Below are 15,356 nucleotides of genomic sequence, written 5' to 3'. Positions count from 1 at the left end.
AAACAGTTTTTTATAATTTTGTATTTGCAAATAACTGTTTATTGACCTTTCATATATTTTATATGATTTAATTATTTAAAAAGCTTTTTTTTAAATAAGTTGCTTTCACTCTTGATATTTAAGGAGACAGTCATAAATACCTTTAGTAGTCACTTATTTAAATGTAATTTTCAATCAATTAGATTTTAAATAGCGATTAGTTTAATTTATAAATTTCAAAATGATGAAAAAAAATTACTCTTAATTATATTCTTAGAATTCTAGCTTAATATATTTTCTATAATCTATTTATGTTTTTTCTGTCTTAATACTGTGGTAATTATTATTTAAATTTCACAGAAATAAGATCAACTTAATCCTGTCGTCAATAAAATAATTACAATTTTTGGAAAATTTATTTTTTTACGCCTTCATTATACTTTGAAAACCACAATTACTCTTATTTTTAAATTTCTGCTTTTTCTACATCTTTCTTTTTCGAACATGTAATTAATATTTTGATTGATGATACTATAAAATTCCTACTATTTTATTTTATTAATTTAAATCAAAGTTTATGAAAATTAAAATTTTACTTCTACTTTTTGTTCTGGGAGGTTTGTGTAATGCTCAAGTTGGAATCGGAACTCCTTTACCGAATAATTCTTCTCAATTAGATGTTGTTGCAGCCAATAGAGGTGTCTTGATTCCAAGAGTTCAATTGCAAAGTACAACGAGTATGAATCCTATACTTAATACAGGATCATTACCTTCAAGTCTTTTAGTTTTTAATGAAGCAACGGCTGGTACAGCGCCGCTAAATGTTACTCCAGGTTATTATTATTGGTACAATAATAAGTGGAACAGAATCGTAGTCTCTTCTGAAACAACAGTTCCAGAAGGAACAGTAGTATTTAATCCTGTTTCGAATACATTTTATTATGTTGATCAAAGTGGAAATCAGCAGATAATCAATTTTCAAGATATTGTGAAAAATAATGAAACAATTACTACTCTAGTTAATGCTCCAGATGGTAAACATACTTATACCAGTGAAAATAATACAGTAACTGTAATTGACGTTGTTGGCGATGTTACAAATAATGCTTCAACAATTTTAAATAGTCCTGCTGTTATAACGGAATTAACCAACATTATCAAAAATAATGAAACATTAACAAGTCTGGTTTATGATGCAGGCGCAAATACATTAACATACAATGCAGAAAATGGAACACCAACGGTAGTTAATTTATTAAATCTAGTCAAAGGTGCCGAAACACAGACAAGTTTAGTATACGATGCAACGGCCCAGACGCTGACTTATAATCCGGAAAATGGAGTTCCAGCGGTAATAAATCTGTCAGATCTTGTAAAAGGTTCAGAAACAATTACTACTCTGGTTAATGCTCCAGATGGCAAACATACTTATACCAGTGAAGATAATACAGCAACTGTAATTGACGTTGTTGGCGATGTTACAAATAATGCTTCAACAATTTTAAATAATCCTGCTGTTGTAACGGAATTGGCAACGATTATAAAAAATAATGAAACATTAACAAGTCTGGTTTATGATGCTGGTGCAAATACATTAACATACAACGCAGAAAATGGAACACCAACGGTAGTTAATTTATTAAATCTAGTCCAAGGTGCCGAAACACAGACAAGTTTAGTATACGATGCAACGGCCCAGACGCTGACTTATAATCCGGAAAATGGAGTTCCAGCGGTAATAAATCTGTCAGATCTTGTAAAAGGTTCAGAAACAATTACTACTCTGGTTAATGCTCCAGATGGCAAACATACCTATACCAGTGAAGATAATACAGCAACTGTAATTGACGTTGTTGGCGATGTTACAAATAATGCTTCAACAATTTTAAATAATCCTGCTGTTGTAACGGAATTGGCAACGATCATAAAAAATAATGAAACATTAACAAGTCTGGTTTATGATGCTGGTGCAAATACATTAACATACAATGCAGAAAATGGAACACCAACGGTAGTTAATTTATTAAATCTAGTCCAAGGCGCCGAAACACAGACAAGTTTAGTATACGATGCAACGGCCCAGACGCTGACTTATAATCCGGAAAATGGAGTTCCAGCGGTAATAAATCTGTCAGATCTTGTAAAAGGTTCAGAAACAATTACTACTCTGGTTAATGCTCCAGATGGCAAACATACCTATACAAGTGAAGATAATACAGTAACTGTGATTGACGTAGTTGGCGATGTTACAAATAATGCTTCAACAATTTTAAATAATCCTGCCGTTGTAACAGAACTGGCAACCATAATCAAAAATAATGAAACATTAACAAGTCTGGTTTATGATGCTGCTGCAAACACATTAACATACAACGCAGAAAATGGAACACCAACGGTAGTTAATTTATTAAATCTCGTCCAAGGCGCCGAAACACAGACAAGTTTAGTATACGATGCAACGGCTCAGACGCTGACTTATAATCCGGAAAATGGAGTTCCATCGGTAATAGATCTGGCTGCTTTAGTTACAAATTCAGAAACCGTTACAACTATTACTCCTGTTGTCGCAACTGGTAATATTATTGCACAATATGCTAATGAAACTGGAGGAACACCAGTAGACATAAGAGAAACAACCACTAAAATAACACCAGTAGTACTAACTGGAAATATAATCGCTAATTATTTAAATGAAGAAGGTTTACAGGAAAATATCCAGGAAACCTTAACTTCATTGTCTTATGATCCAGCGACTAGTACATTAAGTTACAGTAGTGAAGACGGAACAGTAAGTCCTTTTGATTTAACAGGCCTAAAATCTGTGGTAACCGCTGGAACTAATGTTACAGTCACTGGTAATGGAGAAATAGCAACTCCGTATATTATTAATTCTCCTGTTGAAACTGCTTTATTAACACCTAGTACGGCTATTCCGGCATCGTCAACAACAATTGCTGTTCCTTCTACAAATGTGCAGGGAGCAATTGAAAATTTAGCAACAGAATTAAAACAAAAATGGGATATTAGAGGAAATGCGCAAACAGTTGCCGGCACAAATTTTTTAGGTACAACAGATAATGTTGATTTAGTTTTTAAACGAAATAACATCCAAAGTGGTCTTTTAAGTACAAATAATACTTCTTTTGGAGTTGGGGCAAATCCGCTTTCTACAGGAACTTCGAATGTAGCAATAGGAAGTTTAAGTTTAAATTTAAATAATGGCGGAAATTTTAATACAGCATTAGGTTCCAACGCATTAGCAAATAATATTTTTGGAAGTTATAATATTGCTATCGGATATAACTCTCTTGCAAATAGTACCGTTAACAATAATATTGCAATAGGTTATAACACACTAACTGCAAACACCACGGGAACCAGAAATCAAGCTATTGGTGTTGCAGCCCTTGAATTAAACACAACAGGAATCAATAATACTGCAATTGGAGATTATTCTCTTAATAATAATAATACCGGAAATAATAACATAGCTTTAGGACTTAATGCACTTTACTTAAATACATCCGGAAGTGATAACGTAGTCACGGGTATGGAAGCTATGTTTGGGAATACTACAGGGCAGTCAAATGTTGCTAATGGCCATCAAGCTTTGCGAAATAATGCAATAGGAAACAATAATACAGCGGTAGGAAATAATGCTGGTAATAATAATAGTACGGGAAACTCTAATACTGCAATGGGAGATTTTGCATTAAGCCAAAATTTTGGAGGGAACAATAATACAGCTATTGGAGCTACCGCTTTATACAACAATGTTTCTGGTTCTGGAAATGTTGCAATAGGATTTGAAAGTGGAAGATATTTCGGTGCTTCAGGAACAGATATTTTAAATGGGGCTAATAATTGTGTTTATGTTGGTACACAGATAAGAGCACTTAACAATTCTGCTGATAATGAGGTCGTAATTGGTTATGCAGCTTTAGGTAGAGGAAATAATACAGTGCAGATAGGAAATGATGCTATGACCAGTATTGGAGGACAGGTAGCATGGTCAAATCCTTCTGATTTACGTTTGAAAAAAGAGATACAAACAAGTTCTTTTGGTTTAAATTTCATAAATAAACTTCGCCCCGTTATTTATCATCTTAAAACAGGAACAACCGATTTACAATCTGGTTTTATTGCTCAAGAAGTAGAATCAGCAGCTAATTCTGTTGGGTATCAATTTAGTGGAATTGTTAAACCAGCCAGCGAAAAAGATTTTTACAGCCTTCGTTACTCAGAATTTGTTGTTCCGCTTGTAAAAGCTGTACAAGAGCAACAAGTAATAATAGAGCAACAAGATAAAAAAATAGCAGATCTTGAAACACGCTTACAACGTTTAGAAGTAATAGTAAATAAATTAAAGTAAGAAGTTATGAGTAAAATAATGATATATTTATTTGTACTATCAATATGCTATGTTAGTAAAATAAGCTCGCAAACTTCAAATATTGGTGGTTTAACAGTGAGCTCAAATACCATTTTGTCTACTATAGAATCTTTTGATAATAAAACAACAGGAGATTTTGTTAATGACGGAACTTTCTATGTCTATGCTAATTTTAATAATGACGGGCTTGTAACTTTTTCTCCAAATTTGACTACAGGATTAACATATTTTAAAGGTAGTGCTGCGGCTCAAACCATTTCTGGAGTATCAGTAAGCGAATTGTATAATGCCAGATTTGAAAACAATTTTACCCAGCCTGCCTTTTTATTATCTGGAGATATTACTGTATTTGGCAGTTCTGATTTCTATTATGGAATTGTAGATAATGTGACTCAGCCCGGAAATTTTTTATTTGAAGAAAATGCAACGCATCAAAATACAAGTAATAACAGTTATGTTGCTGGTTTAGTTGAAAGAAATAAAAACAATCAATTTGAATTTCCTATAGGCGACGGCGGTTTTTTTAGACCTTCGGCGATCAGTCAGAGTAACGCAACGACCAATTTTTTTAGCAGCAGATATTATCTAAAAGATTCAAATGCTTTACACCCACATAATCAGAAAGATCCTTTGATTCAAATTATTGATTTACCTGAATATTGGAGTTTTGAAAGCAACCAGAATCCTGTAGATATTGCAATTACTTTGTCCTGGAATGAAGCCACAACGCCCAACGAAATTATTAATGGTAATCCTGGAACAACATTAGCCATTGTAAGATGGGATGAAACTGAAAATAAATGGGTCTATTATACATCGGCTGTCGATGAAAGTGGTAAAACAGTAACAGCATCTATTGATAATGATGGGATTTTTACACTTGGACGAATTCTGTCTAATTCCTCTGATGAAATTGTCATTCACAATGCTATTTCTGCAAATGAAGATGGAAAAAATGATTTTCTTCAAATTGACGGAATCACTAATTTTCCAAACAATAGACTTCAAATTTATAATCGCTGGGGAATAAAAGTATTTGAAACAACCGGATACGGAATAGATAATAATTTTTTCTACGGATATTCTGAAGGCAGGGCTACAGTAAAAAAATCCAGTATATTACCAGATGGAACTTACTTTTATACACTAAGCTATGAGGTTACGAATGGTATTTGGAAAGAAAAAGCAGGATATATATATCTTACTTCGTCTAACTAATTTTGGCAGACTTTTTCATGCTGGAAATTTAATTTTTAATTATTAATTTGATGCTAATAATTTGGTTTCTTCTGGCGTAAATTCAGGAACAATTGCATAAGTATCAATCTTAACGATAGCCATTTCGTCGAGAATATCAACTAAATTTTTAAAATTAGACTTTTTGCTTGGTTTGATAATTACAATTGGACCATTTTTTGGTTTACCCATTGATGTGGAGTATTCGAGAATTGCTCTTTTTTTACCGAATAATTCTTTTCGAATTCCATCTCGACCATAAATAATTTCTTTTGGATTGACTGAAGAATCTTGTAGTAAACCTGAATAAGTTACAATTCTATCTTTATCATCTAAAAGTATTGTATAAATTCTATTAGTGTCCACACAAGCAATTGGTCTGCAGACAATATCTCCATTATCAGGTAGACTCAAATCAATAATTTTAGGCTTTGATAATTCCCCTACTACCATAAAAAATATAATCAGCAAAAAAGAAACGCTGACCATTGCAGTTAAATCGACTCTAGAACTTAGTTTTTTACTTCTTACTTTTTAAGGTAGATTTTTCATAATAAAGAGGTTTTGAATCTAAATTTAATAATAAAAAGGATTCGAAATTCTGTTAATTATAAAAAAAAATAAAATATTTCTTTACGATCAATTACTTGTTGTACAGTGTATTTTGAGAATATATCAATGTTATTTTAAATTATTTTCATTTTTCATAAAACCAAAAGAAATATATCCCCGTAAATGACATTATAACTTAAAAAAAATAATTATGAAAACTAGAAAATTTTTTGCCACAGCAATTTTAGCATTAGCATTCGGATTTACTTCTTTCGCTCAAAAATCAGTAATGGTTGGTGGAGCGGCAATGTATCCTAATAAAAATATTATTGAGAACGCGGTTAACTCAAAAGATCACACTACGCTTGTAGCTGCTGTAAAAGCTGCTGATTTAGTAGAAACTTTAAAAGGAGCTGGTCCGTTTACTGTTTTTGCGCCGACAAATGAAGCTTTTAATAAATTACCAAAAGGAACTGTTGAAACTTTATTGAAACCAGAAAACAAAAAGAAACTACAAACTATCTTGACCTATCATGTTGCTTCTGGGAAATGGAATTCGGCAGATATTGCAAAAGCAATTAAAGATGGAAAAGGAAAAGCAACTATTAAAACTGTTAGCGGTGGAACTCTTACTGCTTGGATGAAAGGTAAAAATTTATATATTACAGATGAAAACGGAAATAAAGCTAAAGTAACAATTGCAGATGTGAATCAATCAAATGGTGTAATTCATGTTGTAGATGCTGTATTACTTCCAAAAAATTAATACATAAATTAAATTTGAAAATCCTAAATTCCAAATTCCAAGTTTTAAATTGGGATTTGGAATTTTAATTTTTGAGATTTTTTAAATTACTTTTTAGCAGTCAAGGTGCTTCCTGCAGATGCGATTACAACACAAACAACTGCTAAAATTTCATAAAAACTTAAACTTTCCTGAAGAAAAATAAAAGCGCAAATAGAAGCTGCTGCAGGTTCTAAACTCATTAAAATACTAAATGTACGCGGCGGAAGCTGACCTAAGGCTTTCATTTCTAAAGTAAAAGGAATAGCACTAGATAAAAGTGCAAGCGCAACTCCCATTCCGAAGAGTTTTGGAGTTAGATTTGCCAATCCGTTTTCTATAAAACCGAATGGTAAAATTAAAATTGCAGCAAATAGCATCCCTGTAGAAACGGCTTGTCCGCCGTTCATTATTTTTGAAATTTTTCCTCCTAATACAATATAAGCAGTCCAAAATGCTCCAGCCAAAAGCGCGCATAAAATACCTAAAGGATCTAGACGATCATTTGTCCAAGGCGCAATTAATAAGATACCTATTGCAGCAAGCAAAACCCAGCAATAATCTACCCAACGTTTTGAGCCTGCTATAGCAAGCAGGAGCGGTCCAACAAATTCTAAAGTAACAGCTAATCCGATTGGAATTCTTTCAATAGCAAAATAAAAAATAAGGTTCATCGCGCCTAAAGATAAACCATAAGGAATCACAATTTTCCATTGATCTGGCGTAATTGCTTTTAAATTTGGACGGTAGGCTAATAATAAAATTAATGCTGAAACACCAATACGTATCGATGCAGTTCCCGCAGCTCCAATTGCAGGAAAAAGTGTTTTTGCAATTGCAGCACCACACTGTACACTAATAATTGCTAGTAATACTGCCGGAACAGGAGGGAGGTTTATTTCTTTATTTTTCATATATGATGATACAGAAAAAGATTCTTTTCTGTGTGATAAACAAAACGATCTAATAGCTAATTATCTAGTGCACGCTTTGTTACGTATGCACGATAACCAATAATAGCCATTTGCCATTTTTTTGCTTTTGAAATGTCTAAACCTTGTTTGGTAAAACTTGGCAGTAAGATTTTATTGAGTTTGGCTAAGAATTTATACATAGTAGATTGTTTCTTCAAAGATATAAAAAAAAGACTTTGGGTTTAAACCAAAGTCTTTAAGGTGCAAATTATGTAATTTTTAAATTTTAAGAATTAAGTTTTTATCGCCATCTGCTTCTCTGTTTATTACATTTTGAGGAGCTTCAATCCAGCCAGATTTATTAATTACAAATTTAAAAAAATGTGTCTTGTCTTTCTCAAAATTAGATTTTGGAATCGATAACTCAAAGGTGTTTTTGCTTTTTTGAATCAATTGATAGTTTTTATCATTGGGGTTCCAATTATTGAATGAACCTGCAATCGATATACTTTTAATAAGATTTGAGTTTAAATTTTTATCATGTTCATAACTAAAAACAACATTGTTATTAATTATTTTATATCCATAAATACCAGTTTGTTTTTTGTATGCACTAAGTAAATCATTTGACAATCGTATGATGGCTTCTCCTAATGCATTTGCTGTATTTTCATCGCTTATATTTACAATGATCGATAATCCAAGTTTCCTTTCTGGATAAACAATCAACATGTTTTGAGTACCAAATGCACCACCGTGTTTCCAGCAGTTTTGACCATTTTCATCTACCTGAATATAATCCCAAAAATAGCCGTTCCAAGTTGTGATACTGTTTAAGAGATTTCGCTGCGATTCCTGAACAATTTTATTTTTTGTATTTAGTTCGTAAGCAATAAATTTAGTTAAGTCACCTAAAGTAGTTTTTAACCTTCCAGCAGCGCCCCAAAGATTATCTGAAATTCTCGGCATTAATACTCCTTTTAGATTGTAACCATTTGCAATAACTATGTCTGAATCTAAATTAATTCCAGTTGATTTCATGTCCAATTTTGAAAATATATTCTCTTTGAGAAGTGTTTCATAATCTTTGTGATAGACGTTTTCTAAAATATGAGCTGTCAAATTTAGACTTCCGTTACTGTATTTAAATTTAGTTCCTGGCAAGGTGTCTAATTTAATGGTTTTAAGATCTTCAAAGAACTTTTCACGACTGTAAGATTCGTCCAGCTTTTTAAAAGCCAAGTAACTGCTGTCGCTTCGATTTTTTCTTAATTCATCAGTATCTGGAAGATCTTTGTTAAAACCAGTTCTAAAAGAAACTAAATCTTTAATCGTAATTGGAGTACCGTTATATTCTAAATTTGGATAAATCCCAGTTAGATATTTTCTAATGTCGTCGTTGAGATTTAGTTTTCCCTCTAATACAGCTTGAGCTGTAAGTAAACCGGTAAATAATTTAGTGATCGATGCAATTTCAAAAACAGTGTTATTATCAGCTTTGTTTTCTTTGTTTTTATCAATTTCTCCATAATGTCTGGTAAAAGTTTTTCCATTATTGACAACACCAATTGAGATTGAATTAGTTTTTGATTTTTCTAATAATATTGATGCTGTCTTATCCATAGCTTTAAAAATGGCTTTATCGGCTAAATTTTGCTGAGCAATAATAGAAAGACTAAAAAGCAAAAAAAGAGTTAGAAGATTTTTTTTCATTTTGCAATATTTAATATTAGAAATAGAAAAACCAGTGTTTTAACACTGGTTTTTTTAAATGAACAAAGTATATTAAGCTTTTTTATTTTCTTTTTCCATAGCTTTCATATCTTTTTCGTGCTGTTTCATGTTTTTTTCATGTTGCTTCATATCTTTCGCATGTTGTTTCATGTCTTTTTCATGCTGTTTCATATCAAGCTCCAACTGTTTCATGTCTTGCTCATATTGTTTTGTGTTGCCATATTCTGCATCATTTTCAAATTTAAACTTAAAATCGTAATTAAATTTTTCCATGTTTGCGTGGAACTTTTCCATTGCTATCTCATACTTAGCCATTTCTTTTTCGTAAATCGCTTCTCTTTGAGACATTAATGCTTCAACTTGTTTTTCATATGCTTCCAATTGAGGCTCAATAACTTCCATTTGTTTTTCAAAAGCTTCCATTTGTTTTTCAAACTTACTTACAGCAACTTTATCGTTCATGTTTTTTGGAGCAACTGGAGGTTTTGGCATTTTAGACATATCTAATGCAGGTGCAGCTGGCATGGGTCCTGAAGGAAAAACTGGCGGTGTTGGTGGTGTAGGAGGTGTAATGTCTGAATCTCCGTAGTGACGAACGATAACTTTTTCATTTCTCATCATAACAGGAACAGAGAAGTTTTCGTCTGTATTAATAACTATAGATTTTGTGCCATCTTCGTCAGTTCCAATTGCAAATTCACAGTCTTTTATAGCTTCATCACCGTCGATTACAATAGTTTGTTTCTTGCCCGATTCTGATTTTACTTTAATTTGAATAGCAGTTAATTCCTTTTTGGTATTTCTTTTAACGTCTGAAATTTCAATATCAATATTATGATTTGCTTTTAATTTCCCTGGCAAATCTTTTAATTCCTGATCAGTTGTGTTTTTTGTGATTTTAAAAGTTTCATCGCTTGATTTAATAGTATCTTTTGAAATAGTCGGCAATCCGTTTTGTTTCTTTTCCTGTGCGATTGTTTCTATTTGAAATAAAAGGACAAAAGCTCCAAGAGCGGGAATTACAGCATAATATTTCCAGTAATTCTTTTTGCTTGATTGATTTTTGTTTAACATGACAATTCGTTTTTTGATTAATGATTGATAAAAATGATTGGTGATTGCAACGCAGGTTTCATGCGTTGTGATTTTTAAAAGCGTGTATTGATACGCTTTTTTGTCGTTGATTTTTTTAGAGGCCTCTCTGTCAGCAATGAATTCAAGATTTTGTAAAATAGCTTTTTTATAAAGCCACACAATTGGATTAAACCAAAATAAGATACAGAAGATTCTAGATATCAAAACATCAATGGTATGATTCTGGTCGCTGTGCACTTTTTCGTGTTCCAAAATACTTTCTAATTCTATTGGAGTGTATAGTGATGAGTTATACACAATATAATCGAAATAGGAGAAAGGAGCTATGTTTTCATTTATGTCAATAAATTTAAAATCTTCCTGCTGCTGTATTTTTTTCCCTTTTAAAACTGCGTTCAAACTATAAATATCAAACCCAAATTTGAACAAGAAAGCAGCTAATCCTAAACTATAGATTGCTATTAAGACTAAATCCCAATTAATTTCAATTGGCTCTTCTTCAACCAACGCTGCAGGGCTGTATTGGGGTTCGTAAGAAGCAGTACTAGCGCTATAAGTATTAGCAGTAGAAAAATTCTCAACCACTCTTTTGTTGATAATTTGCACAGCTGGTTTTTCGATCCAGATAACTTTGGTATAAACTACAAAAGGCAGAATTACAGAAGTAATTAATCCCGCTATTAAAAACCAGCGGCTGCTATTGAAAAAAGTTTCTTTGCGAAGTAAAAAGATGTAAGCAAAGTAAAACATTGCCAACAATCCGCTCGATTTCAGGATAAAAATGAAAAGTGCTTCCATAGTATTTTGATTATTTACCTTCTTTTGGATTTTCGATCATATCTAATATTTCTCGTAATTCGGCTGCAGAAATTTTTTCTTCCTTAGCAAAAAATGAAACCATGCTTTTGTACGAACTATTAAAATAATTGTCAATAGCAGTACTCATAAAACCTTTTCGGTAATCTTCGATACTTACAATTGGAAAATATTGATGCGTGTTTCCAAAAGCATTGTGCGCAACGTAACCTTTCTCTTCCAGATTACGAACAATGGTAGACAAAGTATTGTAATGCGGCTGATCTTCTAAAATCTCTGCTTGAATTTCTTTTACAAAAGCCTTTTTCAGCTTCCATAAAATATGCATGATTTCTTCTTCTTTATTGGTTAGTTTTTGCATTTTCTTTTTTATAAAAGTTTTTTATTTTTTAGTTTCAATTTCAATAACCCCATTTGCAGCGCGATTACCGTATTTAGCTACAGCTTGTGATCCTTTATAAATACTTACAGATTCGATATCTTTAGCTTTTATAGAATCAATATCAAAATCACTTGGCATTTCTTCTCCATCAACAATCACGAGTTGGCCATCTAGTTTAGTAGCACTTTTAGCAGAATTTGAAATAGCAATTGTTGAGCCCCCGTTAGTAATTACTTTAGTGACAACATTTTTGTCATTATTTATAGTTACAACACCGTTAATATTTGTGTTAGTATCAGTATTAGTTTTTGTACTAGTAAAAGAATAAGTGTTAACATTGTTATCTGATTTAGTATTTTGGTTTTTATTAATTGTAATTACTGAATTTGTTTTAGAATCATCTGAGTTATCAGAAGTTATGGTGCTTATGCTTTTGCTAACTCCAACTTTAGGTTCTTTAGCGGTTTTGGAATCTTTTGGATCATCAAAGGTTTGAATACCAATTGTTTTGTTTCCATCTTTGTCTGTTATAACAAGTACTCCAAAATCTTTTATAATTTGATCTCCTATTTGAATTGATTGAGCTTGCTGTTCGCCTCTTGTAACATTTACTTTTATTGAAGTTAGATTGTTTTTAGAATCTCTTTTTATTTCTGAAACTTCAAAATCAATATTATGAATTGATTTTAATTTCGCCTTAATTTCTTTTAATTCCGCATCTGTAGAGTTTCTTTTAATTTTATACACGTCTACAGACTTGGTTGTTTCCGAAATTTCTTTTTTTGCCTGAGGTTTTTCTTTTGCAATTACTTCAATTTGAAATAATAAAACAAATGCCGCAAGAGCTGGAATTACTGTGTAATACTTCCAGGAATTCTTCTTTTTTGATTGATTTTTGTTTAACATGACAATTCGTTTTTTGATTAATGATTGATAAAAATGATTGGTGATTGCAACACAATTTTCGTGTGTTGTTATTTTTAAAAGCGTGTATTGGTAAGATTTTTTGTCTTGTAATTTTTTAGCAGCCTCGCTGTCAGCAATAAATTCAAGGTTTTGCGTGATCGCTTTCTTATAAAGCCAGACAATTGGATTAAACCAAAAAATAATACTGAATAATCTAGAAATTAATACATCTACAGTATGATTTTGGTCGCTGTGTACTTTTTCATGCTCGATGATATTTTCCAATTCAGAAGAGGTGTACAGTGATGAGTTGTATACAATATATTCAAAATAGGAGAAAGGCGCTATATTTTCATTAACATCAATGAATTTAAAATCAGCTTGCTGTTGTATTTTTTTTCCTTTGAGAATAGAATTGAGACTATAAAAATCAATTGCAAATTTTATTATAAAAACTAAAAAGCCAATTCCATATAAAGACATGATAATATAACTCCAATTAAAATTAGAAGCTTCTCTTTCGGGAATTTCAATTAATGATGATTGAATGGTAGTACCTAAAGATGGAGCAGCCTCAATCCATATCACTTTTGTATAACTTAATAATGGCAAAATTGCTCCAATTATTAAACCAGACAATAAAAACCATCTGTTGCTGTTAAAGAATGTTTCTTTGCGCAGCAAAAAATAATAAACGCAATAGAAAAAAAGTATTAAACTGCTTGATTTGGCGATATAAATAAGAAGTGCTTCCATAAGCAAGATTATTTTTCTTCGTTTTTATTTTCAATCATTGATAAAATTTCTCGCAATTCATCTGCTGAAATTTTTTCTTCTTTAGCAAAAAAGGAAACCATGCTTTTATAAGAACTATTAAAGTAATTATCAATTGCCGTTTTCATAAATCCTTTTCTGTAATCTTCAATTGCAACAATAGGAAAGTATTGATGCGTATTTCCAAAGGCATTGTGCCCAACATATCCTTTGTCTTCCAAATTGCGTACAATAGTAGATAACGTATTGTAGTGCGGCTGGTCTTCAGTAATTTCTGCTTGGATTTCTTTTACAAAAGCTTTTTTCAGCTTCCATAAAATCATCATAATTTCTTCTTCTTTGTTTGTTAACTTCTGCATCATCTCTAATTTTAATTCAAACCTACAACTATTTTTTTAGTTACACAACTATAAAAATAGTTATTTAACTAAAAATTAAGTTGAATTCGGTTTTGAGCACAGAAATATGATTCAAATTTAATGGTAATTAATTGAATTTAAATGGATTAATAAGTTAAAAATTTATTGTGTCACTTTTTCTGTAACAAGAGCATTTTTAATCCAGATACAACATCCAGTTGCGATTACGCCAATACAAGCCATAAATAGCCAGTTGATTTGGTATCCTAATCTTGTGATAATCTCAAACCCGACTTTTGAACTAATAATATGAGCAAGACTAAAACTCATAGTATATAGAGCCATGTAGCGACCTTCTTGTCCGCGTGGTGCTCTGCTCAAAGCAAAGGCATTCGAAAAAGGAAAAGTTAAAACTTCTCCAATAGAAATACAGACCATACTGACTACTAATATGCCTGCCCAGAAATTGATAAGAAGTATAAAGAAACTCAGAGCCATTATAAAAGAACCAACAATGATAATTCTGATTTTAGGAAAAGCTTTTCGCTCTAAAAATCCAACCGTAGGCATTTCTAAAGAGAAAATCAAAAGTCCGTTGAGTGTCATTAATAATCCAGTTTGAAATTCGCTTAAGCCAAATTTTTCATTATGATATAAAGGTAAAGTAGTAAAAAGCTGAAAGAATATCATTGCAGTGATAAAACTCACAAATAAGAAAACCCAGAAAATTTTATCATGAAAAACAGATTTAGTTTCAACAGCGCTTTCGGTCTTATCATCGTGAACTACTTTTTTCTTTTCTTTTACTAATAAAGCAAAAATTGAAATCGAAATAATACAAGAAGCCCCGTCAACCCAGAAAAGACCAGAATAGCCCATTCCCATAATAATTAGACCTCCAAGTGCAGGTCCTGCAGCAAAACCTAAATTTACAGCAAGACGCACAAGCGTTAGGGCACGTGTTCTATTTTCTGGTTTGGCATAAGCTCCCAAAGAAACAAACATCGCCGGCCTGAACATGTCAGCAATTGTCATTAATAAAAACATGGCAACGCAAAGAGCCCAAAAAGTAGTGATATATTGAACAAAGAATAAAGAAACACCGCTTGTAAATAAACTGAATATCATGATTTTATAGAAGCCTATTTTATCTGAAAGTTTACCTCCAAGCCATGAACCCAGCATAGAACCAAAGCCAAACGCAACCATAATCCATCCGACTTGATTATAACTGAAATGAAGATCTTCTTTTAAATATTTGGATAAAAAAGGAAGTACCATTGTTCCGGCACGATTGATAAATGTGATTATAGCCAGAATCCAAATTTCTCTTGTAAATCCTCTAAAATTGTTGATGTAATGGGTAAAAGCGGTTTTAAGCATTTTGTTTGATAGATTATCGTCACAAAGTTAGGAAACTTTGTCGCGTTAA

Annotated in this window: 11 protein-coding genes and 1 pseudogene; 3 read left to right on the top strand and 9 right to left on the bottom strand. The window is 31.9% G+C overall.

Going from position 1 to position 15,356, the window contains the following annotated elements:
• The first annotated feature begins 556 nt into the window (after positions 1–556).
• Both QE431_RS11355 and QE431_RS11350 read left to right on the top strand, forming a co-directional pair.
• Complete coding sequence (locus tag QE431_RS11355) at positions 557–4,351, top strand: tail fiber domain-containing protein (protein WP_307295865.1); 3,795 nt, start codon at positions 557–559, stop codon at positions 4,349–4,351.
• A gap of 6 nt (positions 4,352–4,357) precedes the next feature.
• A complete protein-coding gene (locus QE431_RS11350; RefSeq protein WP_307295862.1) occupies positions 4,358–5,590 on the top strand; it encodes a gliding motility-associated C-terminal domain-containing protein in 1,233 nt (410 codons plus the stop codon).
• A gap of 42 nt (positions 5,591–5,632) precedes the next feature.
• Here QE431_RS11350 and QE431_RS11345 read toward each other — a convergent pair.
• Positions 5,633–6,118 (bottom strand): annotated as a pseudogene (locus QE431_RS11345) (ExbD/TolR family protein); the annotation flags it as partial.
• Positions 6,119–6,371: 253 nt separating this feature from the next.
• On the opposite strand from QE431_RS11345, the gene QE431_RS11340 reads away from it, so the two are divergent.
• Positions 6,372–6,926 (top strand): fasciclin domain-containing protein, encoded by a 555-nt coding sequence (locus QE431_RS11340; RefSeq protein ID WP_307295861.1) that lies wholly within the window; start codon positions 6,372–6,374, stop codon positions 6,924–6,926.
• Positions 6,927–7,012: 86 nt separating this feature from the next.
• Here QE431_RS11340 and QE431_RS11335 read toward each other — a convergent pair whose 3' ends face one another.
• The 8 genes from QE431_RS11335 to QE431_RS11300 all read right to left on the bottom strand — a co-directional run bounded on the left by QE431_RS11335 (position 7,013) and on the right by QE431_RS11300 (position 15,307).
• Complete coding sequence (locus QE431_RS11335; protein ID WP_057117876.1) at positions 7,013–7,858, bottom strand: DMT family transporter; 846 nt, start codon at positions 7,856–7,858, stop codon at positions 7,013–7,015.
• 56 nt (positions 7,859–7,914) lie between these two features.
• On the bottom strand, positions 7,915–8,058 hold the full coding sequence (locus QE431_RS11330; protein ID WP_057117877.1) for a hypothetical protein: 144 nt from the start codon (positions 8,056–8,058) through the stop codon (positions 7,915–7,917).
• Positions 8,059–8,137: 79 nt separating this feature from the next.
• Positions 8,138–9,571 carry a serine hydrolase gene (locus tag QE431_RS11325; RefSeq protein ID WP_307295852.1) on the bottom strand — a complete coding sequence of 478 codons (1,434 nt, stop codon included), beginning with the start codon at positions 9,569–9,571 and terminating at the stop codon, positions 8,138–8,140.
• 72 nt (positions 9,572–9,643) lie between these two features.
• Positions 9,644–11,485, bottom strand: a complete 1,842-nt coding sequence (locus QE431_RS11320) for a M56 family metallopeptidase (protein ID WP_134141186.1) — start codon at positions 11,483–11,485, stop codon at positions 9,644–9,646.
• A gap of 10 nt (positions 11,486–11,495) precedes the next feature.
• Positions 11,496–11,864: a BlaI/MecI/CopY family transcriptional regulator gene (locus tag QE431_RS11315; RefSeq protein ID WP_307295847.1), complete on the bottom strand. Its 369-nt coding sequence runs from the start codon at positions 11,862–11,864 to the stop codon at positions 11,496–11,498.
• Positions 11,865–11,885: 21 nt separating this feature from the next.
• Positions 11,886–13,547: a M56 family metallopeptidase gene (locus tag QE431_RS11310; RefSeq protein WP_307295844.1), complete on the bottom strand. Its 1,662-nt coding sequence runs from the start codon at positions 13,545–13,547 to the stop codon at positions 11,886–11,888.
• 8 nt (positions 13,548–13,555) lie between these two features.
• Positions 13,556–13,924, bottom strand: coding sequence for a BlaI/MecI/CopY family transcriptional regulator (locus QE431_RS11305; RefSeq protein ID WP_281865702.1), 369 nt, complete (start codon positions 13,922–13,924; stop codon positions 13,556–13,558).
• Positions 13,925–14,086: 162 nt separating this feature from the next.
• A complete protein-coding gene (locus QE431_RS11300; protein ID WP_057117882.1) occupies positions 14,087–15,307 on the bottom strand; it encodes an MFS transporter in 1,221 nt (406 codons plus the stop codon).
• Between the last annotated feature and the right edge of the window lie 49 nt (positions 15,308–15,356).

The sequence above is a fragment of the Flavobacterium sp. SORGH_AS_0622 genome (genome assembly GCF_030818825.1).
Lineage (GTDB): Bacteria > Bacteroidota > Bacteroidia > Flavobacteriales > Flavobacteriaceae > Flavobacterium.
The sequence above is the reverse complement of the archived record's forward strand: the minus strand, read 5'-3'. Positions and strand labels throughout refer to the sequence as shown.